This is a genomic window from Pseudofrancisella aestuarii (assembly GCF_003574475.2).
Lineage (GTDB): Bacteria > Pseudomonadota > Gammaproteobacteria > Francisellales > Francisellaceae > Francisella > Francisella aestuarii.
Genome location: NZ_QLIS02000002.1, coordinates 30720 through 54172, shown reverse-complemented (window position 1 = coordinate 54172; position 23453 = coordinate 30720). Strand labels below are relative to the sequence as shown.

Here is a 23453-nt window from a genome sequence, read left to right as displayed (position 1 = left end):
AAAAAATATTTCTTCTTTACTGTGTATTATCAAAATTATCTAGCTTTATAGCTTTGTTATGAGCTATATTAAATTTAGCATATATAAAAATGTTAACTAATAATGAAAGTATTCAAACACTTATATGCACAGGTTCTACTAGGTATCTTTATAGGTATTATATTAGGTTTCCTTGCACCGCATATAGCTATCTCCCTTAAGCCTTTTGCTGATGTTTTTGTCAAACTCATAAAGTTACTCATCGCTCCGATTATATTTTTAACTCTAGTTTCTGGTATAGCCGCTATGAGTGACCTAAAAGCAGTCGGCAAAATCGGTGGTATTGCCCTAATCTACTTCTTTATAATGACAATTATGGCTCTAATTGTCGGAATGGTTGTAGCAAACTTATTTACTCCTGGACATGGTTTAAATATAGATCCAAACTCTTTAAATATAGATTCTGCAAAAGCCTATATGGGAAATGTAGAGCACGTTGAAAATGTTCAAGATTTCTTTATGAACATTATTCCTAATACATTTGTGGGAGCTTTCACAAAGGGAGATATATTACAGGTTCTATTTGTAGCAATACTATTTGCAGTTGGTCTTGTGATGTATGGTGACCAAGGTAAACCAATACTTGCTGGGATACAGAGTTTATCAAAAGTATTTTTTAAAATAATTCATGTGATTATGTACTATTCACCATTAGCAGCCTGTGCTGCTATGGGATATACAGTTGGGATGTATGGGGCTGGAACTCTACTTGGATTAGTTGGGCTATTATTATGTTTTTATATCACTTGCCTTATATTTATATTAGTTCTTTTAGGAATAGTTTTACGCCTATTTTGTGGCATTAGTATCTTTAAACTACTTGGATATATCAAAACAGAAATCTTTATTGTATTAGGAACCTCATCTTCTGAAACTGTTTTACCGAATTTGATAGAAAAACTTGAGAATCTCGGCTGTGATGAATCCGTGGTAGGTCTAGTAATACCAACAGGCTATTCATTTAATTTAGATGGAACTGCTATCTATTTATCATTAGCCGCTATATTTATAGCCCAAGCTTTAAATGTTGATCTAACCATTCAGCAACAAATATTTATGTTAGCTATTATGATAGTTAGCTCAAAAGGTGCAGCAGGTGTTACAGGTAGTGGATTTATTATCCTAGCAAGTACACTAAGTGCCTTAGGAACTGTTCCTGTTGCAGGGATAGTCATAATACTAGGTATTGATAGATTTATGTCAGAAGGTCGTGCTATCACAAATATGATAGGAAATACAGTCGGCACAATAGTTATATCTAAATGGCAAGGTAAATTAGATACTGCTAGGCTCAAGCAAGAGTTAAGTTAAATCTATAAAGCCCTTACTTACTTTATTATTTAAATTCTTTAGCTTTTTAATATTTTTATTAATCTGGCGTTCCCGAGATGATTCGAACATCCGACCTATCGCTTAGGAGGCAATCGCTCTATCCTGCTGAGCTACGGGAACATTTTTAATATATTAAATAAAAAGTTTTAAAATTTAAATATTACTTTAACAAGAAAATTAATAGATAAGATAGTTAGATAGATAGATCTTTAATTTCTACCCTTATGCCTGAAGCATTATATATTGATTGGAAAATAGCTTCTGAATCATCCGTTCTTAAGTTTAAGATTAAATTTCTATCACCAGTTTTCTTATAAAGTTTACCTATAATACCTTTCTGTGAGCTGTTATCTAATAGCATCACTGGATGTCCAACTAATATTTCCAAGTCACACCATAAGCTTTTAATCACAGCTTTTGCATCATCATTATCTATATGATTTAATACATGACCTAAATTAACTTCTTGTATAGAGTTAACATTCTCAGTCTTATAGCTTTTATTAATAAGATCTACTAATGTTTTAGTTATATTATCATCTTTAAGTACACAGTATTTTCTAGACATATTATTAACTCCTTTTTACACAGTTATTAAAACAGTATGTAGAGGCTACACTTAGATTCATCATTTGTTTATTCCTCCCATACACATAAAACTATTTAGTTTAAAAAATTTGTCGTAAAAAATAACTTCCTTAGAAGATATGAAAGTAATTCTATATGTAAAAATCAAAAATAAACATCTTGAAAATTTATCTAAATAGCGCTCCTCGTTGTAAACATTGGGAATAAATTTGAATTTATTTTTTTATCCACAATTAATAGAGGCTCTAAATTTATAATTAATAAAGATTTTTATTAAAATTAAATTATTTTTTATATATTTTTACTTAAGCAAGATTTACATTCGACATAAATATTTAAACTATGATCAACCATTTTAGCTCCCATAGCTTTTACTATTTGATTCTGTATCTTCTCAAGCTCTTCATCATAAAACTCTTGTATTACATTACATTTAACACAGATCATATGATCATGATGATCACCTTGATTTAGCTCATACATTACTTGGTCATTATTAAATTTTAAGCGATTAATTAGTCCTGCTGACTCAAATTGACTTAGAATTCTATATACAGTTGCTATCCCAATACTACTACCATCTAATTTTAGTCTTGTGTATATATCATCAGGACTTAAATGCTTATCTTTATTTTCTTCAAATAGTTGTAATATCTCAATGCGTGGCTGCGTGATTTTAAAACCAAATTCTTTAAGATTCGTATTTTTCTGATCTTCCATAACTATCAATTATCCATAATTTTTATTTTATTTCAAAAGCTTAATGCTTAATCTCACAAGTACTACAACCTGTTAAATTAGCAACAAATCTAAACTTAGTTGAAAGATATCTCATAATATAAATAACGATAGCCAGAGCTATCAATGCTATAACAATATAAGCTACTGACTTCATTGGGGTATTTAGTATATTGCCTGTTTGATACACTATTAGAGCTGAAACATAAGCCATAGTTGAACTCCAAACTATAGATAATATGGCCCAGCCACGAGTAGACTCTCTAACCATCGCACCAATCACTGAAATGCATGGTATATATAATAAAACAAATAGCATATATGCAAAAGCCGAAACACCTGTACTAAACTTACTAACCATATTACCCATAGCAGATGAGTCCATGCTAGCATCAGCCTCATTAGAAGTTATTGGATTAAAATCCATATTATGCAAATTTTCCCACGTGCTACTCATCGCATTCTTAAAATTTTCTACAATACTATAGCTTTCTGGTATTCCTGTACTGTCATCTTGGGTATAAAGAGTATTAAGTGTTCCTACAACAACCTCTTTTGCCAAAACTCCAGTAATCAATCCCACTGTAGCCTGCCAGTTATCCTGCTCAATGCCTATAGGAGAAAACACAGGTGTGATTTCTTTACCCGCATAGCTAAGAATAGACTCATCTTTAGTTATATTAATACTGTTCATACTACCTATAATAACTGCTATAGGAATAATTATCTTACCTGCTTTAAGTAGGAATGACTTTAGACGATTCCAACTGTATAACATAATATTGCCAAAGCGTGGCAAGTGATATTTAGGAATGTCTAATACAAACGGAGTTGCCTCCCTTCTTAAGAATGTAAACTTAATTACATATCCAGTTAAAATAGCCCCTAAAATACCAATTATATAAAGTAGGAATATGACCGAAGCTCCATTACTTGGGAAGAATGCCGTAGCGAATACAGAGAATATTGCTAATCTTGCTCCACATGACATAAATGGCGACATCATAATTGTCATTAGGCGATCTTCTCTAGTTTCTAAAGTTCTAGCAGCCATTACAGAAGCTACATTACAACCAAAGCCAACTATCATCGGAACAAAAGCCTTACCAGATAGACCTATTGATTGCATAAAGCGATCAATTACGAAAGCTGCTCTTGCCATATAACCTGAGTCTTCAAGTATTGATAAAAATATGAATAAGAACCCTATCTGTGGAATAAATGCTAATACTGTATTAATACCTGTCCCAAAGCCTTGAGAAAGTATCATTACCAATTGATGAGGAAAACCAAGCATATTTGTATAATAAGCAACCCCATCAATAAACACTGATGCTGTAAAATCATCAAACACCGGCTGAACAGCTGATCCAAATGTTATAGAGAAAAAGAACATTAGATACATCATCATTAAGAATATAGGTACCCCTAAAAAGCGATTCATACAAACAGCATCTAATATATGAGTTATACTTTTCTTAGATTCTGACACTGTATATTTAACAGCTTCTTTAAGAATTTCATCTACCACATGGTAACGAACCTCTGGTATTTTATGCCCCGAATGATTTAATAGAGAAGCATTTTTCTCCATTAATTCTTCAATATTTATATCTCTAGTATCTTGCTCTAACTGTAAAGTACGACCCTCATAAACCTCAGCTGCTAACCATAAATTTGCTACAGAAGATTGACGAGTTTCTTTTAACTGATCCTGTATTTGTAAAACTTCTTTTGGATAAAAATTAACTATATTATATGAAGGCTCTTTTTGCGCAGAGGCTAAAGACTGCTTTAATTCTTTTATCCCAATTCCTTTGGCTGCTATTACAGGAAATACATTGATACCAAGCACTTTTGAAAGTTTGTCAAAGTCTATTACTACCCCGCTACTATTAGCAACATCTATCATATTAACTGCTAAAACCATTGGGACATTAAGCTCTAAAAGCTGAATAGTTAGATACATGCTTCTTTCAAGATTTGAAGCATCTAAAACATTAATTATTGCATCAGGCTTTTCTTGTATTACATAGTTATAAGCAATTTGCTCATCTATAGAACTATTATCTGAAGCTGAAAGGCTATATATTCCAGGAATATCAACTATCTCTATAGTTTCTCCGTTAATATTAAAAGTACCAGTTTTCTTATCAACTGTAACACCTGACCAGTTACCTACCTTTTGATTAAGTCCAGTAAGAATATTAAAGATAGTTGTTTTACCACAGTTTGGATTACCTACTAATGCATATCTCATTAATTTATCTCCTCTAGCTCTAGTAAGTTCAATTCTTTGATGCGTATAGAAATATCAGCATTTCTTACACTAACTTGGCATGGCCCTCCAAAAAGAGCTTTACGTTTTATCTCTAATACCTTGCCCGGCAATAAACCCAGAGAAAGGAGTTTGTTCTTATAAGAAATGGGGCACTCTTCACGGTAGCCTTTTATTTTATACTTAGTGTTTGATTTATAAACAGACATCCTGTAAATGATAACCATTATCAATTTCATTTGAGGAAATTATAATATCTTCTCACTTTTTTACAAGAAATATTTATCAATACATACCCAATAAAAGCTTTATTTATCTAAAAGATTAATATTAGATATTTATTAAATTTCGATACCGTAATATAAAAATGTATTCACACTATATAAATCAACTTATATAATTATCTTAGAATAGTGTAGAAATTAACAATACCTATAGGAGAATGATTATGAACTGCCCTTTCAAAAATTCTGAAAATTGTAGTAAAAAAATAGGCTTATGTATTCTTTGCGGGATTTTAGCTATAGCTGGTATAGCTCTAGTTCTTAAACTTGTAACCATTATTTTATGCATATTCCCTGGAAATATAGCTGAAAACACTGCTCTAGTAGTAACTGCTTCTATTATTGTTTTAGTTGCTACTCGTAGACATTTTAAAAAGTCTTGTTGTAATAATTGTGACTGCAATGATTCTGGATGTTGTGACCCAAAAGAGCCAGAAGAGGTTAAATAACTAAATCCTAAAGCGATAGTAAATCAACGATTAAAATAATCAACATTCTTGTAAGACCTCTGTTTTTAACTTATACTTACTAAAACTACATTTATAATTAAACTTATTTTATAATCTGATATCAAACTAAATATTTAAACAGTTTATTCACATATCCTTGTTCATTATTAAAGCAGATCGCTAAGCTTAAAATAAATATAAATTATTTATATATAAATAAACTTAAAGGAAACATAATATGAGACAAGGAAAAATAAAATTTTTTAATGCTGAGAGAGGATTTGGCTTTATAGAACCTCAAGATGGTGGCAAAGAGATATTTGTTCATATCAATAATGTAGAAGGTTCTGGCTCAACTCTACAAGAAGGTGAAAAAGTAACATTTGATACTGAAGAGAATAGAGGAAGAAAATCAGCTATTAAAGTTAAGGTTATAAGTTAAAAATTGACCCGTTTGGTTTATCGATAGATTATATATTCGTTTACCTTATAAAACCCAAATGAAAACAGCTATAATTATAGGCAAGATGCTTAAGCCTTTTGACAAGCACCTGAATTAATATCTATGGCAACATAGAAGATATAAAACCAAGCTAGAAGGCGAAGAGTTTATATATTAGTTCTCTAGAGTTGGATTAAACTTACTTCTTCATAGTTTTTTTAGTAAAAATCAAACTTTGTTTAATTGCAGCTGCCGTTAATTTTTCTTTATAATCTTTTTCGGCTTTTAAAGTGTCATCTAAACTTAATTCTAATAAAGTTTTCATAACTATTGTTTCATCATATTCTATAAACATATCTCTTTGCGTATGATATAAATAGATTCTTGATGGATTTTTAGGAATAATTCTTTTATCGTATACAACTATAACATCACCATATGAGCTATGTTGCATACCATACCAACTATTTTGTTTTTTAAAATTACGCATATATAACTCCATATTTTTTTATATAACTAATTTTCAATATACTCATCCGCCCACACCTTAAATTCTTTAAGTTTATTTAGCCCAAAAGAATTGCTTATTGGAACATCCGCAGCATCTCTACCTTTTGCAAGAGGTATTCTTCCTATTCGTCTTTTATTATTTCTGGGATCAAAAATATACCAACCACCATCAAGATATACCTCAATCCATGCGGCAAAATCCATAATTCCATGAGGTTTAGGCTCACCTATATCACTCAAATAGCCTGTACAATAACGTGCTGGAATATTTAAAGCTCGACAAAAAGCTATAGCAAGATGAGCATAATCACGACAAACACCAATTTTTTCATTGTATGCATCCCATGCTGTCCTTGTTGCACAAGCCTCATAATAGTCAAACTTAATATGCTTATTTACAAAGTCACATATGCCTTGAACACACTCCCAACCAGCTGGTAATTTTCCAAAGAGATCCCATGCCAAATCATAAAACAAATCTGTTTCACAATATCTACTTCCTAACAAATAAATCAATATTTCATCTGGTAATTCTTCTACGGGAACCTGACCAGCTGAAATATTTTCTAGGTCAGAAATTCCAGAATCATTAACTATCAAATTTGAGAAAATTTTAGTCTCTCCTTCTGGAAGGACTAGTCTGCTTAATTTATTCCCATAACTATCGATATAATTAGTTATTTGAGATATTGCAGGTATAGTTATCAAACAATCTGGAGCTTCTAAGTTAGGATAAGGGTGTAAGGCTAAAATCATTGGAGTTGTTTTAGCGCAATCATAAACAATTTCATAACCAATTTGTATTTTCATGTAACTTTTTACCATTTAAATAATTTAAACAAAGTATTTCTAGAAACATTTTAAAGACTTATAGATCCAACTTTGTTAAAGATAAAACTAAATGATAAGAAGATAAAAAGAATCTTGTATAATTGATTATGCTCTTTATATAGAGAATAAGCAATAAATAGCACTTGGAGTTTATATAAAAGAGGACATAAAACTCAGCAGTTGTATGAAAATAGTGAATATTATGAGATCGTATCAAGCCATTTTTTGGTGCCTGAGCGAGACTCGAATTAATTCACTCAAAGCTTATATAATCTAGCTTTTAATTCTGCTTAAATTTATCAGCCACCCAAGTAGCCTTACACTTAAGATTTTAACATAAAGAGAATATAGGATATAGAGTTTAAGCTATATAAAATATTAATTTACCTAAGAAATAACCCTACAATACCTACAAACAGAAAAATATTGTCTATAAAAGTATCATAGTTTCTCATAAGGTTCTAATATTTGTAAGATATACTCATCTACATAATACATACAATATATACAGGCTAATTCTGAGTTTGGACTATTGAATCTAGTGGCTACCTAAGAGAGCAAATTTTATTTTAAAACTGATTCTTATATTTTCAATAGTCTCTTTAGTAAACTAATATCATTTATAAAACCTCTCAACTAAATCTTGTACCTTACCAAAAACTCTCTCAACTACAGATTTTCTTTCTTTCAATGTAGGTTTAATTTCCAAAATATCTACTACTTCTTGATTACGAGGTTTACGTTCTTCATACAAATAGTTATCTATAAGGTTTTTAAGAGCATCTGTTTTTAGTTTTTCATCTGCAACAAGTTGAGATACTTCTTTTTGTCTTTCTTGCTCCATAAACTCATCGTAAGCATCTTCGATAGCTTCTGGACTTAAACCTTGCATAGCAGTTTCCATAAACTTACGAATAAGCTCTTTTTTACTTCTTAGCTGAGGAGTATTTGCGATATCTTTTAGAATCTTATCTTGCTTGTCTTTCTGCTCTTGCTGAGTGGCACTTTCTTGAGATTTTGCTAATAGTTGTAAGATATAACTAATTGTTATCTCATCTCTTTGGATAAGCTCTAAATCAAAAGAAATTTCTTTAAGAATTGAAACCTTACTGGCTTCATCTTTTGTACTTCTAACATCATCATACAGATCATAATATTTAGATTTGAAATCTTCATATAGTTGAGCAGGTATTTTAACATCTTGCCAATCAAAGTCGGTAAAGCCAGTTAGGATATTCATGGTTCTAATCATATTTCTAAATGCTTTGATAAACTCTAGCCTTTCTTCATCTGTAACTAGTGTATTAATATCATCAGGCTTCTGTGCTATTTGATTAAGCTCTTCATACTGTTCATTGATATCTTTAATATATTCATGATAAGGCTTCATCAAAATAACATCTTCAGCTTCTTTATTTGAGAATAAAGCTATAGCCTCATCTGTATTAGGTTTAAGATTTCTAAAGCAAACCACATTACCATGTGATTTAGTTTCATCTAATATGCGATTAGTTCTACTAAATGCTTGTATTAAGCCATGATATTTTAAGTTCTTATCGACATAAATAGTATTAATTGTTTTACTGTCAAAGCCAGTCAAAAACATATTAACCACTAGTAAAATATCAATTTCTCTTCTCTTTGTTTTTTTGGATATATCATTGTAATAGGCTTGGAAAGATTTGCTATCTTTGGTGCTATGTTTAGTATTAAACATTTTATTAAAATCTTCGATATACTCATCAAGCTTTTCTCGGGTGTGAACATTAATGTTTTTTGGATCTATATCTACGCCTTCTTCATTAATACCATTAGCATCCTTATCATCTTCATTTGCACTAAAACTAAATATAGTTGCTACTTTAAGATCGTGTTTCTTTGCTTTGAACTGCTCATAGTATTTGATTAAAACATCAGTACTCTTCTTGCTACCACCAACACAGAATATTGCATTAAATTTCTTTGAATGAGTCTTGCGACTATGGTTAGCAATAATATAGTCTACAACTTTAGATATTCTCTCATCACTTTCATAAACTTCTTGAGTATCAATGTTTTCTACTTGTTCATCACTATCAGTATCTTTTTCTTTAAATGTTTGGATATACTCAATTGCAAACTTGAGAACATTACCATCTGATATAGCATCGGTAATTACATACTTATGTAACCTCTCATCAAAGAGCTCTACTGTTGTACGTTTACCGTACTGATTTACAGTTGCATTCTCCTCAAGGATTGGCGTACCTGTAAAGCCGATAAGCTGGCAATTAGTAAAGAATTTAGTAATATTTTTATGAGTTAATCCAAATTGGCTTCTATGACATTCATCAAAGATAAATACTATTTTTTTATCCTTGATCGTTTCCATACTACTTAAATATCTTGACTTGTTAATAGCATTATTAAGCTTTTGGATAGTTGTAACAATTAGGTCAGTAGTTTTATGAGTTCCTTTTTTGTCTTTGTATTTGCCTAAAAACTGATCAACTAATATTTTAGTATTATCTGTACTATCTACTGAACCTTCTACAAATTTATTAAACTCTATATTAGTTTGAGAATCTAAATCATTTCTATCAACCACAAAGACAACTTTATCAACTTCTTCTAAGCCGACTAATATTTGAGCTGCTTTGAATGATGTTAAAGTCTTACCTGAACCAGTTGTATGCCATATATAGCCATTTTTATTAGAGTTCTTAACTCTATCTATAATTTTCTCAACCGCATAATACTGATACGGTCGTAAAACCATCATACATTTTTCAACTTCTGAAATAACTATATATTTACAGATCATTTTAGAGATATGACATTTCTCTAAGAAATACTTAGTAAACTGAGCTAAATTAGTCATTAGCTTATTATTTTCATCAGCCCAGTAGAATGTTTGTTTAAAGCTTTGTTTTTTGTTATTAGCGTAGTATTTTGTATTTACACCATTACTAATTACAAATATCTGTACATAGTTAAACAAAGCACTATTAAAACCAAATGAATGTCTTTGATAACGGTTTACTTGATTAAAAGCTTCTTTGATTTCTAAGCCTCTTTTTTTAAGTTCTATTTGAACCAAAGGAAAGCCATTAATTAATAAAGTAATATCGTATCTATTTTTGTATTTGCCTTCTTGGCTAATCTGATGAGTAACTTGAAAGAGGTTTTGACACCAGTTTACAACATCTAAAAACTCAATATATTTGACTGTGCCATCATCCCTAATTAGAGAATATTTTTCACGAAGCTTTTGAGCTTTCTCAATAATAGAACCTTTTCTAAGTTCGTTTAGAATCTTAGAAAATTCTGAGTCACTAAAAACAAATTTATTATGTTTTTCTAGTCGTGATTTAAGGTTAGCTATTAATTGCTCTTCATTGGTAATATGGACTTTTTCATAGCCCATATCAACAAGCTGTTTGATTAGTTTATTTTCTAATTGTAGTTCTGATTCTGTGCACATAACTATTTTGTTTCTTTATATGTTTTGTAAATAAACAATGCCATAGAGCCTGCTATATTTACTGCTAGCTCGCTATGTCTTTCTTTAGGTTTTACTCTTGCTAACCCTATTCCATGGGAGTCACTTATTTTATTTCTTAAAGTTCCCAAGCCACTAATAATGCCATTTGCTCCACCCAATATCTGTTTAAATATTCTTTCTTGATGATTCTCTGGTGCTAAATTAAGTAACTTCGCTACCTCTTTATAAAGCTCTGACAGATCTTTATTTTCATAAGGTATTTCTTGTTCTTCAAGGATTGTCTTTAAAACTGTTTCTATCAGAGTTCTAGCAATAGTTATAGCACCTTCAGGATCTTCATATTTCCTATTCAATGCTTTTTGCCATTGCTCATTAATATAATCAACGTCAAATACTACATACTCATCGACTGGGGAATCTAATGTAAATTCAAGATAGTCTAAAGCTTCTGAAAATTCACTATGCAAAAAATTTCTTCTTTCTTGGTAAGTACCAAATTTGTTTTTTATGAATCCCCAAAACTGTTGAGAATCTCTATTAGTTCTAACCCATTGAGGAAGTTTTTTATTAACCTTACTAATATTAAGTATTTTCTTTCTAAGATATTTATAGTCAGTAAATCCATCACCGCCAGTAGCTAAACTAATTAATAAATTTTTAAATGCCTCTACGGAATCGAAATCATTCAAGTTCTCAAGCTCATCATTAAAAAAGTCCAAACTATATACCTCCTACACAAACATCTGCTGAAGCAGTCCTTTTTTAAATTCTTTAGTATGCTCTAACTGTTTAGTTACTTGCTCAACTTTGCTATCAATAGCAGATAAAAAGCTAGCTATTTTGGTTTGTTCTTCTAGGCAAGGTAACTTGATTTTAAAGCTACACATATCATCAAAGCCTAAACTGTCTCGCACACTTCCTGAACAATTAACTATAACTAAGTGCTTAAATAGATGTGTTTGTATTAAGTTATCAAAGAAAATATTATTGAGAGTCTCTTTAGCTTTAAATACCACATACATAGGGCTAACAACGCCTTGATCTATATTTTTTAACCTTGCTATTGAACCAACATTTATTCTTGAGGGATTATAAGCATAATCGTCTTTATTAACTATTTTATAGTTTGATAAATCTTTACTGGCTACTTCGTAACCATCAAACTGCTCTCCTTGTGTAATAAAACCTTTCTTATTGCTGACACTTAACACCAAACTATCGCCAAAATTCTTATTCCTATCACTTTTATGTATTAAATAATCCCCCAACTTCTTCTCAACCCACTCAGGAAACTCACTACTATCATCAGCTTTAAATCTAATCTTTTGACTAAAAATTTTCTGCATAATGCCTTTTTTATACTCTTTAAGTAGCTTTTCTTTTTGAGTTAGTAGCTCTATCTTTTTATCTACCGATGTTAAAAATGAAGCTATTTTTTGTTGTTCTGAAATACTAGGGATATAAATATTTACTTCTGATAATGTTTCTTGACCAACATTATATCTAGTGCTTCCATTACTTTTAGTAGTTATTTCTTTTCTAGCAATGTTAGTTTTAAGCATATAATGCACAAACTCAGGGTAATACTTTCGTTTTGCCTTACCCCTAATAACAAAGCCACCGAATGTGGCTGGTTTTTCTTTATCTAAATAAACATTTGACTGTCCAGCTTCTTCCCTAACTTCTGAACTTCTTTGAAAAAGAATATCGCCATATTCAACAATATTTTTGTTAAAAATACTCTCGCTAACACCGACACTACCAATAATTTTTTCATGAGTAATAATATTATTATTTATTATGTCCAAGACATTAATAAACTTATATCCTTTTCCATATTGTTCTTTAGTCGCATTTATTCCATTCTTGAACGAAAAATAGTGCCCTAAAGGGGATTTTTCCCACTCACCACTAAATTCTTTAAATCTTAGCTTTGGTTTATTTAGTTGAGAGTTGAGAGTTGATAATTGAGAGTTATTTTTTTTCATTATCTTCTCACTAACTTAGTTATGTTATATCCTGTACTCATTAATTTATATTTTTTGTTAAAATGTTTAATGATTCCATAGATAGCCTGTATATAGTATCTCTTTGTAATTATTGTTTTTAATAAAGACTCAAACATCATATACAAGTATTGAAAATACAAAAATACAGATAGAATAAACCCAATTGCTGCTATATCAAATAACCAACCTCTATGAGTTCTTTCAAGAATTAATAAACTAAAACTAAATAAGAAAATAAACATCCAAGTAATGAAAAAAACATAAAGGAACTTCTCATTATTTAATATTTTTTTAATAAGTTTTTTATTTAAAAATCCAATTCCTAAACCAACAACTATTCCTTTAATTCCAAAAACTAATAAAGTAGAAAATAAATTTTCTACAAAAATATCAATAAAAAGTAACATTGGAATCAGCAATAATATAAATGACAACTTCAATAGCTTAGAATTTGCTATTTTTGACCTTAATTCTTTAATTTTTATTTTTGTAATCATTTTCAATTCTCAATTAAAATGGTGTAGCTATACCAAGCTCATCACAGTACTGCTTAATGGTTTGATCATTGTTTGCTATTTCAGTATCAATATCTTTTAGTTGAGTGCAAACACTATCTATATCAATAGGCTCTTCCTCTTCAAAAGTATCTACATATCTAGAAATATTTAAATTATAGTCATTTTCTTTGACTTCTGACATCTTTGCAAGATATGAGTATTTATTTAAAGCTTTTCTATTTGCATAAGTACCTATGATTTTCTCTACATGCTTATCTGTTAAATAGTTTTGATTTTTAGCTTTCTCAAAGTCATTTGAAGCATCTATAAATAATATATGCTCACTATCTTCACGACATTTTTTAAATACTAAAACACATGTAGGAATCGAAGTACCATAAAATATATTAGCTGGTAGGCCTATTACAGCATCTAAGTAGTTTCTATTTTCAATCAGATACTTTCTAATATGCCCTTCGGCTGACCCTCTAAACAAAACTCCATGCGGTAAAACTATAGCCATAGTACCATTATCATCTAACTGATGAATCATGTGTTGCACAAAAGCAAAGTCAGCTTTAGAGCTAGGTGCTAATTTACCATACTGACTAAATCTATCATCATCTAAAAATAGCTTATTAGCTGACCATTTAGCACTAAATGGCGGATTAGCTACAATAGCCTCAAATCTTTTGTCTAAATGTTGTGGATGTTCTAGCGTATCATCTTGTTTGATATCAAACTTAGCATAATGAACATCGTGCATTATCATATTCATACGAGCTAGGTTATATGTAGTTCTATTTAGCTCTTGCCCATAGAAGTTTGTAACATCTTCTACCTCTGTAGCTACTCTTAGTAGTAAAGAACCTGAACCACAAGTAGGATCATAAACTGACTTCAAACGAGTCTTACCAACTGTCACTAGTTTAGCTAATATCTTAGATACTTGTTGAGGAGTATAGAACTCCCCTGCCTTCTTACCAGCACCAGCGGCAAATTGTCCGATTAGATACTCATAGGCATCGCCTAGAATATCTCTATTTCTATCAGCCACATTAAAATCAATATTATCTAAATGACTAAGTACTTGAGCTACTACCTGATTACGAGCATTGGTTGATTTACCTAGCTTAGTAGATGTTAAATCCAAATCTTCAAAAAGATGTATAAAATCATCTTCACTAGCTGAACCCATTGTAGTTTGCTCTATATTAGTAAGAATTTTTTCTAAATCTTCTAATATAAAGTTATCTTCTTTTTGAACACCTTTTTTGGCAATATTATGAAAAAGTTCATCTGGTTTTAGAAAGTAGCCTAATTCTTCAATACTAGCTTCTTTTACAGCCTCTAGTATTTCTTCATCTGTAACTTCACTATAAACTAGATCATCCTCTAGAGCATTTGCAAATGCTTCCATCTTTTCTGATAGATATTTATAAAAGATAAACCCAAGAATATAATCCCTAAATTCATCTGCATCCATTTTACCCCTAAGAGTATTAGCAATATTCCAAAGCTGTTGCTCTAATATCTTTTTTTGTTCTTCGCTCATGATTATTTATAAACAATTCCTATAACGATTTCAGCTTAGATATATTATAAAAGATAAATAAATATTTATTTCAAAAATTATCTTCTTTATTGATTCCTTAGAGTCATTTTTATAACATGATTTATATAGCAAGACAAAAGAAAGATCAAACAATATGTCTAGGAAAATATACAATGAAAAAATGCAATATGATAACCACATAACCAATAAAAAGTATTGGAAAAAAAATGACTATGATTTTTATATAGATCTGTACGCGTCTTTTATTGAAAAATTTATCTATAAGGTCTTTAATATTAAGATAAATTCTTTTTTTAACATATTGATTTTTTCAACCATTATTCTCATAATGCCCTTTATTATAATTTTCTCAATTTTCGCAATTACACTGTAATTTGTTTAACTATAGAACATATTGATTCTGAAGACATTAAATATTCTAGCCATACCTAATTATATTGAACTTATAAGTATCTGTTGGTTAGCTGTAAGCTTTCAGTAACCAACAATAAAAAATGTTCTTACAAGAACTATATAGTCTAAACTAGTCTTATAATTTTTAATGTAGGTTTTGTAGGTACTTTTCAGACATATCTAAATTTAAAATATACCTTGTAGTTTTCCTAGTTGTTTCACTAAGTTTCTTTAAATAACCATACTCATATAGGTGCTCTAAAACTTCATCAATAATTGAATAATCTTTTAAGCTAGTCCAACCTCTTTGCTTTATTAACCTTCTATCTATATAGCTATTTTTTTGCTGCATTTCTTTCAGTTTATCCATTCTTAATAACAACGCTGATGCTAATTCACTAGTATTATATGCAAGTTCTCCATACATATATTTAGCTTGTTCTGTAGAGAACTCTATTAGATTAATAGCCATATTAATATACTTAATATTTATAATCTTATCTTCTATAGAATTTTCAGACAAATGAAATATCAAAGCTAGCGAATGTATAGTATTTTCAGCCTTACATAAATACTCACGTATATTTTGACTAGTATACTTATCATGTTTTAAATCTTCGTTACTAATAAACCACTCTTCAAATCTATTTTGTGCTTCTTTACTATACTCATATACTAAAGGTTCATTTGTAATGTGTTGACCATCCAATACATCAATACTATAAGGTATATTATTTAATCGTATAAATACTTGCTTATAATTATCTTCAATTACAATTTCATTAATACCATTAAACAGATTACTAGTATCTACCTTTTTTATATACCTCTTAAAAGGTCTTTCAAATGTTATAAGCTGAAATCTAGCCAAAAAACCTGAATTATCATAATTCCTAACTATTTTATTCAATTTACTTGGTTGTATCCCACCAATTATAGAAAGCGTAGGATTCTCGACATAGTCACAACCTCGACCAACGGTTTTATAGCTATAGTCATAACCGTTATAAATAGTATTAAAGAATGATTTTTCTTCTTCATTATCTTTTTTATCTAACTTCTCAAAGAAGCCTGATATTTCATCATTTACATAAAGTAAACCATTTGGATTATTATCTTTCATAGATTTAATCAAAGCTTGCCAAGTTGTCGAATTTTCAATAATCTGTCTTGGATATGGTTGCTTTAACAATCCATCTTTTAAACTATTAATCTCTTCTGAAAACTTACTTATATCTTCTTTTTCCTTTGCTCTAGATAATTCTCTCTCTCTTGCCTTTATTTGTATATTTATTAGGTTATTCTTTCTATCAAGCGACTCAGATTGCTCAATACTTTTATATTTATTATTTTTTTGTATATCCCTTATAGGCTCAATAGCATAATTAATACTTGGCGTTTTTCCAATACCACTTTCAGCTATTAATAAACTCCAAACTATTGGTATATTTTTTCTACCATTGTAAGATACCTCAACTCTATTACCTATCAAACCTGCCAAAGCTGTTATTGATGATATAGCCACAAAGTTAAATGGTTGTTGATACTTTTCAGAAATCATCTCAGCATAGTTATATAACACTTCTGGCAACATCTCTTTAGTTATCTTAGGTGATTTATACTCTTTATATTCTGGTAATGGTTTTATACTTATATTTTCTTTATTAGTTAAATTAGCCATTATATTTTCCCCTTTAAATTCAAATAATCATTAAAATCTGTTAATCCTCTTTCTTGTTGCTCTTTTGTTAAATGTGGTAACTTTACTATTGCCCCTACTCTTTCAGCTACTTGTCTTGCTTTAGTTTCACCAATACCGCTTAAATCATTATCAGCCCATATTTCTATTTGAGATAATGGATAATTTTCTCTAAGAAATAAGCCAATATCTGATAAGTTATGACAGTTAAAGGCTACGACTATAGTTGCTGCAATATTGTTAGCTTTTAAATACTCTAAAATACTTACACCAGTAGCATAACCCTCACAAAGTATTAATAGTTCTGTACTACCATTATCTAAAGCCATATAGCCTTTTGATGCACCACCTTTAATGAATTGCTTAAAGCCATTTGGATATATAAACTGGATGCTTTGTAATTCACCTACTGGAACGTATTTACCAATACTATAAATTGGTATTACAAGCCTTTTGCCATCTTGCTTAATATCTACTGGTTTAATATTCTTTTTAAGCAAATATGAATGATTTTCATCAGCTTCCGACAAACTTTCAAAATATCTTTTAGACTGTTTAGCAATATCATTAGCCAATAACATTCTTTGTAACTTACTTTTTTCAAGTTCTAACTTATAATCATATTCATCTTGATAACTATAAGTTTTATCTTCTGTGATAATTTGCTTCTCACCAGTTCGCCAATTACCAATAACATAAGCATTAATAGATGTTCTGGCAATCCAAATATCTTTATTATTTTTAGATTTAGCTTTGTCTGCATACCTAACTATCTTGCCTTGTGATATACTACATCTATGGTTATTTAATGTTTCCCAATCCATTATTTAACCTCCTTATTTCTTGATTGTTTAACTCTATCTAGTAACCAGTCATTAATTTCACTTTCTAACCAAGCTGAGCAATGTTGAGATAGCTTAATTTGTTTAGGGAAGCTTCCATTCTTAATCAATCTATAAATAGATGATTTAGATAAACTAGTTTGCTTTATTACTTCTTTTATTTTTAGCATCAGCATTCTATTCTCCTTAATTTTTAGGATGTTAAATTTAAGCCCTGTAATAATTACAAAGCCACTTAGATCCAAGTAAAACTATCTTGGATCTAAGTGGGATTCTCTCATCAATAACATAGGAAGAAAATTGGCGAAATTAGTAAAAACGACTTACTAAAAAGCATGGAAAACAAGATGTATAAAGGACTTTAAAATTACTAAAAAAATTTAGAATTTATTTAAAATAATTTTTGATAAAACATTTGATTTATCTTTATTGAAAAAATTTTTATCTAATTTAAGATCATATTTTTTTGATATTTCTAAACCATCTCCATTTTGAATACTACGTTGGACACTATCTATAGTTGTTAGTCTTGAACTTTTATCTTGCTTATATGCAACAATAAATTTACTTAAATTAATTAATACTAATTTATCACCTTCTTTATAATATTTTTCTAAAACATATTTTGTGAAATTAGTATATATAGGAGTTGTCTTTTTTCCAGACTGGATTTTCTTGGATTCATCACGTAATTTTTCATCTATAGTGTTGTTAATTTTAATAATATTTTTTACCCACGTATTAATATCAATCTTACTTAAACTTATTATATTACCCTTTACATCACTTTTTTCTGTTTTTCTTGTATTTTCAGATTCGTTATATTTTGGTTCACAAAGATTTATAACTTGTTTTATAAAATTCAAGCAATCTATAGGCTCTACAATCTTACCTATTATCTCTTCTGTACTTTGTTCACTATTTAACAATTCTTCATTACAATTATATTTACTTTCTAATATGGAGAAAAAATCCTTTGTCTTTATTCTAATATAGTCAGACTTAGGACCTAATAATATATCAATTAAAATTGGAAACTGACTACTTAAATTAATTACTTTTACATAGAAATCATTTTTTATAGCTTCATCTAAATTTGATTTTTTATAAAAGAATCCATAAAAATATGGTTCACCGCAACCATCATAATACTTAATAAAAAATTCTTTTATTTTATAGTACTGAGTATCTGCTACATGTAGCTCTTCTAAATCATATATCTGATTAGTTTCTGATTGTAACCTATAATCACGATTATAATCATTATTATCTCCTACCCATTGAACTATATACTTATTTATAACTTTTCCTATAACCTCTATATTAAAACCTCTATCATGAGCATCTTTTAAAAGGATTATAGATTCGTTATATGTTGGCTCATTTTGAATCTTAAGCACTGTAAGGATTTCTGCAACTTCTGCAATTGTAAGATATTCTTGATTTTTTAAGAATTTAAATCTATTTGAAACAGTCATCTTTGAAGTATTAATTTAAGATTTAAATATAATATAAATATACTAACTCACTTTCTCAAAGTCTATAATGTTACCATTCTGTTTTATATCATCTATAAAACTTGCCCAAACAGATAATATTTCTTTTCTTTCATCTAAGTAGTCATAATTGTTATATACTGCTTTGACTTTATTTCTTTCTTGGTGGTCTAATACCATTTCTATAGCTTCTGTTTGCCACCTATATTTACGTTGTAAATTATATAGTCCTGTACTTGTTACATGTCTCCAACCGTGAGTAGTAAATTTTGGCTTATCTTTGCCTATATATCCCAAACCCCTTTGTATAGCAACTCTTAAACTATCTGGTGTTATATGCTTACCATTTCTATTACTAAATATGTATTCGCTTGTACCTGTATATTCTTTTAATTCCATTAGTATATTAAATGCTTGGTCACTTAGTGGTTGCTTAAACTCTTTTCTCATTTTCATATTTTCAGCTTCTATTACTAATAACCCTTCTTTTTCTCTAAAATCACTCCATTTAAGGCTAACTATCATATTAGGTCTAAAAGCTAAATATGGAGCTAGTTGTAAAGCTTTCTTCACTATGTAATTACCATGATAATTATCAATATCATTTAATAATTTAGATAAGTTTTCTTTATCATCTATTGGATGAATAAAGGGATAGCTTTCTGCTCTTTGCCTTTCCATGACTATACCTAAATCACTATTTATATGGTTTACCTCACATAATCCGTATGCTTTTGCTAATTGATATATTCCAGATAATACTATTTTGATCTTATTTTGCTTAGTTGGTGTATCTTTAAATCTTTTTAAAAAATTAGCTATTTCTATATATTCTATTTCATTTATATTTCTAGTTTTAAATATAGGCAATATATCATTATATAAATAACCTCTAGATTTCTTATAGGTGGCTGTTGACCACTCTTTTTGTTTCTTTTCTAACCATTTATCAGCGACTTCCTGAAACTCCTTAGTATTCTCATATTTTGATTGTTGTAATTGTATCTTAGGGTCTACACCTCGAGCTTTAACTTTATTATATTCATTAGTTAATTCTCTAGCCTGAGATAAAGATATATTCGGATAACCTCCTAACCCTATACTCTTTGGCTTTCCATTAAATTGATACCTATATAACCAACTCTTAGCATTACTTGGTTTTACCTCTAAATAAAGATTATTGATATCTTTATATCTTTCAATGCTTTTGATTGAGCCTGAGTGTTTAATACTATCTATTTCTTTTTTAGTCAATTTGCCCATTTTATTATTACTCCTTTGTTTTTTTAACATAACTCTTCGGGTAACAATAAATTTTAAACACATGACTAAAAGTTAATAGATGCCAATTTGGTAACTTGTACTTACCAAAATCGCTCTAATACTAAATATATCTTAGCTTTTAAACATACCAAGAAAAAACAAAATATTTTCTCAGCCTTACAACTAGCCTTACAACTTAAATTTGGCTTCAATGAAACCAAATAAGACTTTATAAAACTATTAAAAAGCTAAAACACTTTGTTTTAAAGGATTTATAAGACTATATGAAACTTTGAGAAATTAATCCATGGTGCACTGAGCGAGACTCGAACTCGCACGTCCTGCGGACACCACCCCCTCAAGATGGCGTGTCTACCAATTCCACCACCAGTGCAGAAAATTATTTAGATGCTGAGTCAGCCTTTTTATCTGGAGTTTTTGTAGTATCTTTTTGACCATATTTGTCTTGATATTGGCTATAGTCATATTGTGAAGCTATTTGACCAGCATCATCTACAGGTGCTTCTGCTTTAGAGCTTTTCCCTAAATAACCTAACCCAAGACTACATACAAAAAATAAAGCTGTGAAAAATATTGTTAGTTTAAATAAAAATGATGCTGCACCTTTACTACCAAATACTGTATTTGATGATCCAGCACCAAAAGAAACGCCCATATTAGCGCCCTTTCCTTGTTGTAATAATACTAGCGCAACAATCGCAATTGCAGCAATAATGTCTATAGTTAAAACAATTTCGTACATAATTTATTTGCCTAATTAATTCTTTTTTTATAAAACATCTTACTTCATTGCTAAGTAAGATACATTTAGAATACTAAACTGTAAGCTAAGAAAATACACTATTTTTATATTTTTGGCAAGGTCTTCATCGCCTAAGACTTTATTTACCAAGCTTCTCTTTAATAAGAGTAGCCATAGATGGTATAGCTTCTTTTACTACCTCAGAAATCTCCTCATCTTTTTGATAAATCCTCTCAATTTCTACCCCAAAAAACTCAACGTTACTAATATTCATACCTAAAGCCTGTGCTAAAGCTAATGATGGTGCAACACCAATGCTATGAGACGATAGAAACCCATCAAAACTCAATATTTGCTCCGCTTTAAAATGATAAAAAGTTCCTGGTTTTGTTTTTGCATATACCGCATCTACTAACAGAATTCTTTCATAGCCATTATTTAGATAATTCAACAAATTTAAACCGGGCCTATCTACACTTTCAATAACCAAATCATTACAAGATTCTAACTCTTGTACTAACTGATCTGCTACTAACCAACCAAATTGGTCATCTGCAAATGGTGAGCCTATCCCTAAAACAAGTACCCTACCCATTAAATACGTTCCTTATTAAAAAAGGGCTGTCCTATAAATGTAAAAACAACTCCACTTAGAAAACTACTTGGGATAACATACATCGCCCAGTACCACATATAATTTTGCTCGCCAAAATAGAAATAGCAAAAAACTCCTCCAGCTACACCTACTACAATACTAATCAAGCTTGCTAATACATTAACCCTCTTCCAAAAGAATCCTCCTAATAATGAAAAGGCTAAAGCTGAAATAGGAATATTCATCAAAACCATTTTCTCAAAGATTTGATCAATAAAAAGATTTGCTAAAAGATATGTTAGTAAAGCCACTCCAAGAGTAATAAATATACTCCTTTTTAAAGAAGTGTTGTGAATAGCCTTATGATTATGTGCGACAACAATAGAACTGATAGTATTCCATATTCCCACAATTGTAGTCGTGGCTATAAAGAATAAAACTGCGTATGTTATGCCCTGTAAGAATTTTGGCAGTTGATGATTAATTAAATAAGGAAAAACCTCTTGTGCCTGAATGTTTATAGCAATCTTCTTAGCCACTAAACTAACCGATAAAATAGCTATCCCATAGATTAGAGTTATTAATATAGCTGCAACTATAACTGATAGAAATGCCACCTTTGAGGTTTTAGCTGTAAACATTTTCTGACCATACCATGGTGCAAGAATATAAGTAAACATTGTTATGATAACTAAAGATATTAACACCGAAGTAGAAAAACTCTCTGTATGAACGACGACATCTGAGACTTCCTCAAAAGATACCGCATAATATAACCATAACGGCACCACAACTATAGTTATTAAAAAGCTTAATATATCTAAACGAATGATTGTTCTAATACCACCTCTTAGACTAATAACCAACATTACAATACAAAAAATACCACTTAGAACCCATTCATTTAAACTAGGAAAAAGAGGCATAAAAATAAGTGTGAGTGACTTTATATAATTAGCACTAAAGCCAATCATCGCCACAAGTAAAATACTAGCTGCAATATAGCCTATAGTATTGTTATATCTTCTTTTAAAGAAAGTAGTTACTGATACCCCATCAAACCCCTTCCACTTTTTTGCAACACTAATAGCATAAAACAGTAAACCTACTAAAAATACCAATGCTAAAGAGACTGCTGAACTACCATAGATAGCACCTAAGGATGTAAAGCCCAATAGCGTTGATGTATTTAATTCAGTCATCACAAGTGTAGCGATAAGTGCAAACATTCCTATCTCTTTATTTGCGACAAAGTATGTTTGTGATGAGTTTGTTTTTCTCTGCGTTTTTAAGCTTACTATACTTACTAAAATAAATATTAATATAAAAGCAAAAAACATCATCT

Annotated in this window: 22 protein-coding genes and 2 tRNA genes; 3 read left to right on the top strand and 21 right to left on the bottom strand. The window is 29.9% G+C overall.

Annotated elements, in window-relative coordinates:
- Window positions 1–102: 102 nt before the first annotated feature.
- The gene (dctA, locus tag DNK87_RS04240; protein WP_119329672.1) at window positions 103–1350 is read left to right on the top strand and encodes a C4-dicarboxylate transporter DctA; all 1248 of its coding nucleotides are present in this window, start codon (window positions 103–105) and stop codon (window positions 1348–1350) included.
- A 64-nt stretch (window positions 1351–1414) separates the two neighbouring features.
- Here dctA and DNK87_RS04235 read toward each other — a convergent pair.
- From DNK87_RS04235 to DNK87_RS04215, 5 genes are all read right to left on the bottom strand, one after another.
- Window positions 1415–1491, bottom strand: a tRNA-Arg gene (locus tag DNK87_RS04235).
- A gap of 73 nt (window positions 1492–1564) precedes the next feature.
- Window positions 1565–1939: a normocyte binding protein 2b gene (locus DNK87_RS04230; RefSeq protein ID WP_119329671.1), complete on the bottom strand. Its 375-nt coding sequence runs from the start codon at window positions 1937–1939 to the stop codon at window positions 1565–1567.
- A 311-nt stretch (window positions 1940–2250) separates the two neighbouring features.
- Window positions 2251–2679, bottom strand: a complete 429-nt coding sequence (locus DNK87_RS04225) for a Fur family transcriptional regulator (protein ID WP_119329670.1) — start codon at window positions 2677–2679, stop codon at window positions 2251–2253.
- Window positions 2680–2719: 40 nt separating this feature from the next.
- Window positions 2720–4957 carry a Fe(2+) transporter permease subunit FeoB gene (feoB, locus tag DNK87_RS04220; protein WP_119329669.1) on the bottom strand — a complete coding sequence of 746 codons (2238 nt, stop codon included), beginning with the start codon at window positions 4955–4957 and terminating at the stop codon, window positions 2720–2722.
- Complete coding sequence (locus tag DNK87_RS04215; RefSeq protein ID WP_244614612.1) at window positions 4957–5202, bottom strand: FeoA family protein; 246 nt, start codon at window positions 5200–5202, stop codon at window positions 4957–4959. The genes feoB and DNK87_RS04215 overlap by 1 nt, the downstream gene beginning before the upstream one ends.
- Window positions 5203–5423: 221 nt before the next feature.
- On the opposite strand from DNK87_RS04215, the gene DNK87_RS04210 reads away from it, so the two are divergent.
- Entirely contained in the window at window positions 5424–5708 is a 285-nt protein-coding gene (locus DNK87_RS04210; protein WP_119329668.1) for a hypothetical protein, read from the top strand.
- 238 nt (window positions 5709–5946) lie between these two features.
- Complete coding sequence (locus DNK87_RS04205; protein WP_071663336.1) at window positions 5947–6150, top strand: cold-shock protein; 204 nt, start codon at window positions 5947–5949, stop codon at window positions 6148–6150.
- Between the two features lie 199 nt (window positions 6151–6349).
- Here DNK87_RS04205 and DNK87_RS04200 read toward each other — a convergent pair whose 3' ends face one another.
- The 16 genes from DNK87_RS04200 to DNK87_RS04125 form a co-directional block, all read right to left on the bottom strand.
- Complete coding sequence (locus DNK87_RS04200; RefSeq protein ID WP_119329667.1) at window positions 6350–6640, bottom strand: hypothetical protein; 291 nt, start codon at window positions 6638–6640, stop codon at window positions 6350–6352.
- A 26-nt stretch (window positions 6641–6666) separates the two neighbouring features.
- Window positions 6667–7470, bottom strand: a complete 804-nt coding sequence (locus DNK87_RS04195) for a transglutaminase-like domain-containing protein (RefSeq protein ID WP_119329666.1) — start codon at window positions 7468–7470, stop codon at window positions 6667–6669.
- A gap of 637 nt (window positions 7471–8107) precedes the next feature.
- A complete protein-coding gene (locus DNK87_RS04190) occupies window positions 8108–10954 on the bottom strand; it encodes a type I restriction endonuclease subunit R (protein ID WP_119329665.1) in 2847 nt (948 codons plus the stop codon).
- A gap of 2 nt (window positions 10955–10956) precedes the next feature.
- The gene (locus tag DNK87_RS04185) at window positions 10957–11694 is read right to left on the bottom strand and encodes an abortive infection family protein (protein WP_211360946.1); all 738 of its coding nucleotides are present in this window, start codon (window positions 11692–11694) and stop codon (window positions 10957–10959) included.
- Between the two features lie 12 nt (window positions 11695–11706).
- On the bottom strand, window positions 11707–12963 hold the full coding sequence (locus DNK87_RS04180) for a restriction endonuclease subunit S (RefSeq protein WP_119329664.1): 1257 nt from the start codon (window positions 12961–12963) through the stop codon (window positions 11707–11709).
- Window positions 12963–13481, bottom strand: a complete 519-nt coding sequence (locus DNK87_RS04175; protein WP_119329663.1) for a hypothetical protein — start codon at window positions 13479–13481, stop codon at window positions 12963–12965. Before DNK87_RS04175 ends, DNK87_RS04180 begins: the two co-directional genes overlap by 1 nt.
- A gap of 13 nt (window positions 13482–13494) precedes the next feature.
- On the bottom strand, window positions 13495–15036 hold the full coding sequence (locus DNK87_RS04170) for a type I restriction-modification system subunit M (RefSeq protein WP_119329662.1): 1542 nt from the start codon (window positions 15034–15036) through the stop codon (window positions 13495–13497).
- 559 nt (window positions 15037–15595) lie between these two features.
- Entirely contained in the window at window positions 15596–17131 is a 1536-nt protein-coding gene (locus DNK87_RS04165; RefSeq protein WP_119329661.1) for a DUF3987 domain-containing protein, read from the bottom strand.
- Window positions 17131–17973 carry a toprim domain-containing protein gene (locus tag DNK87_RS04160; RefSeq protein ID WP_119329660.1) on the bottom strand — a complete coding sequence of 281 codons (843 nt, stop codon included), beginning with the start codon at window positions 17971–17973 and terminating at the stop codon, window positions 17131–17133. Before DNK87_RS04160 ends, DNK87_RS04165 begins: the two co-directional genes overlap by 1 nt.
- Window positions 17973–18161 carry a helix-turn-helix transcriptional regulator gene (locus DNK87_RS04155; RefSeq protein ID WP_244614611.1) on the bottom strand — a complete coding sequence of 63 codons (189 nt, stop codon included), beginning with the start codon at window positions 18159–18161 and terminating at the stop codon, window positions 17973–17975. Before DNK87_RS04155 ends, DNK87_RS04160 begins: the two co-directional genes overlap by 1 nt.
- Before the next feature lie 210 nt (window positions 18162–18371).
- Window positions 18372–19469: a hypothetical protein gene (locus DNK87_RS04150; RefSeq protein WP_119329658.1), complete on the bottom strand. Its 1098-nt coding sequence runs from the start codon at window positions 19467–19469 to the stop codon at window positions 18372–18374.
- A gap of 42 nt (window positions 19470–19511) precedes the next feature.
- The gene (locus DNK87_RS04145) at window positions 19512–20750 is read right to left on the bottom strand and encodes a tyrosine-type recombinase/integrase (protein ID WP_159240214.1); all 1239 of its coding nucleotides are present in this window, start codon (window positions 20748–20750) and stop codon (window positions 19512–19514) included.
- A 308-nt stretch (window positions 20751–21058) separates the two neighbouring features.
- Window positions 21059–21144 (bottom strand) — tRNA-Leu (locus DNK87_RS04140).
- Window positions 21145–21150: 6 nt separating this feature from the next.
- Window positions 21151–21513: a preprotein translocase subunit SecG gene (gene secG, locus DNK87_RS04135; protein WP_119329656.1), complete on the bottom strand. Its 363-nt coding sequence runs from the start codon at window positions 21511–21513 to the stop codon at window positions 21151–21153.
- A gap of 139 nt (window positions 21514–21652) precedes the next feature.
- Window positions 21653–22108, bottom strand: coding sequence for a hydrogenase maturation protease (locus DNK87_RS04130; RefSeq protein ID WP_119329655.1), 456 nt, complete (start codon window positions 22106–22108; stop codon window positions 21653–21655).
- Window positions 22108–23448 carry a sodium:solute symporter family protein gene (locus tag DNK87_RS04125; protein ID WP_159240212.1) on the bottom strand — a complete coding sequence of 447 codons (1341 nt, stop codon included), beginning with the start codon at window positions 23446–23448 and terminating at the stop codon, window positions 22108–22110. The genes DNK87_RS04130 and DNK87_RS04125 overlap by 1 nt, the downstream gene beginning before the upstream one ends.
- Between the last annotated feature and the right edge of the window lie 5 nt (window positions 23449–23453).

Excerpts from the sequence above, each read along its gene's own strand:
- DNK87_RS04200 (WP_119329667.1), bottom strand. The coding sequence starts at position 6,640 with ATGCGTAATTTTAAAAAACAAAATAGTTGGTATGGTATGCAACATAGC.
- DNK87_RS04130 (WP_119329655.1), bottom strand. The coding sequence starts at position 22,108 with ATGGGTAGGGTACTTGTTTTAGGGATAGGCTCACCATTTGCAGATGAC.
- DNK87_RS04165 (WP_119329661.1), bottom strand. The coding sequence starts at position 17,131 with ATGGCTAATTTAACTAATAAAGAAAATATAAGTATAAAACCATTACCA.
- DNK87_RS04145 (WP_159240214.1), bottom strand. The coding sequence starts at position 20,750 with ATGGGCAAATTGACTAAAAAAGAAATAGATAGTATTAAACACTCAGGC.
- DNK87_RS04215 (WP_244614612.1), bottom strand. The coding sequence starts at position 5,202 with ATGGTTATCATTTACAGGATGTCTGTTTATAAATCAAACACTAAGTAT.
- DNK87_RS04210 (WP_119329668.1), top strand. The coding sequence starts at position 5,424 with ATGAACTGCCCTTTCAAAAATTCTGAAAATTGTAGTAAAAAAATAGGC.
- DNK87_RS04190 (WP_119329665.1), bottom strand. The coding sequence starts at position 10,954 with ATGTGCACAGAATCAGAACTACAATTAGAAAATAAACTAATCAAACAG.
- DNK87_RS04180 (WP_119329664.1), bottom strand. The coding sequence starts at position 12,963 with ATGAAAAAAAATAACTCTCAATTATCAACTCTCAACTCTCAACTAAAT.
- DNK87_RS04225 (WP_119329670.1), bottom strand. The coding sequence starts at position 2,679 with ATGGAAGATCAGAAAAATACGAATCTTAAAGAATTTGGTTTTAAAATC.
- DNK87_RS04150 (WP_119329658.1), bottom strand. The coding sequence starts at position 19,469 with ATGACTGTTTCAAATAGATTTAAATTCTTAAAAAATCAAGAATATCTT.
- secG (WP_119329656.1), bottom strand. The coding sequence starts at position 21,513 with ATGTACGAAATTGTTTTAACTATAGACATTATTGCTGCAATTGCGATT.
- DNK87_RS04175 (WP_119329663.1), bottom strand. The coding sequence starts at position 13,481 with ATGATTACAAAAATAAAAATTAAAGAATTAAGGTCAAAAATAGCAAAT.
- feoB (WP_119329669.1), bottom strand. The coding sequence starts at position 4,957 with ATGAGATATGCATTAGTAGGTAATCCAAACTGTGGTAAAACAACTATC.
- DNK87_RS04170 (WP_119329662.1), bottom strand. The coding sequence starts at position 15,036 with ATGAGCGAAGAACAAAAAAAGATATTAGAGCAACAGCTTTGGAATATT.
- DNK87_RS04160 (WP_119329660.1), bottom strand. The coding sequence starts at position 17,973 with ATGGATTGGGAAACATTAAATAACCATAGATGTAGTATATCACAAGGC.
- DNK87_RS04230 (WP_119329671.1), bottom strand. The coding sequence starts at position 1,939 with ATGTCTAGAAAATACTGTGTACTTAAAGATGATAATATAACTAAAACA.
- DNK87_RS04125 (WP_159240212.1), bottom strand. The coding sequence starts at position 23,448 with ATGTTTTTTGCTTTTATATTAATATTTATTTTAGTAAGTATAGTAAGC.
- DNK87_RS04205 (WP_071663336.1), top strand. The coding sequence starts at position 5,947 with ATGAGACAAGGAAAAATAAAATTTTTTAATGCTGAGAGAGGATTTGGC.
- DNK87_RS04195 (WP_119329666.1), bottom strand. The coding sequence starts at position 7,470 with ATGAAAATACAAATTGGTTATGAAATTGTTTATGATTGCGCTAAAACA.
- dctA (WP_119329672.1), top strand. The coding sequence starts at position 103 with ATGAAAGTATTCAAACACTTATATGCACAGGTTCTACTAGGTATCTTT.
- DNK87_RS04155 (WP_244614611.1), bottom strand. The coding sequence starts at position 18,161 with ATGCTAAAAATAAAAGAAGTAATAAAGCAAACTAGTTTATCTAAATCA.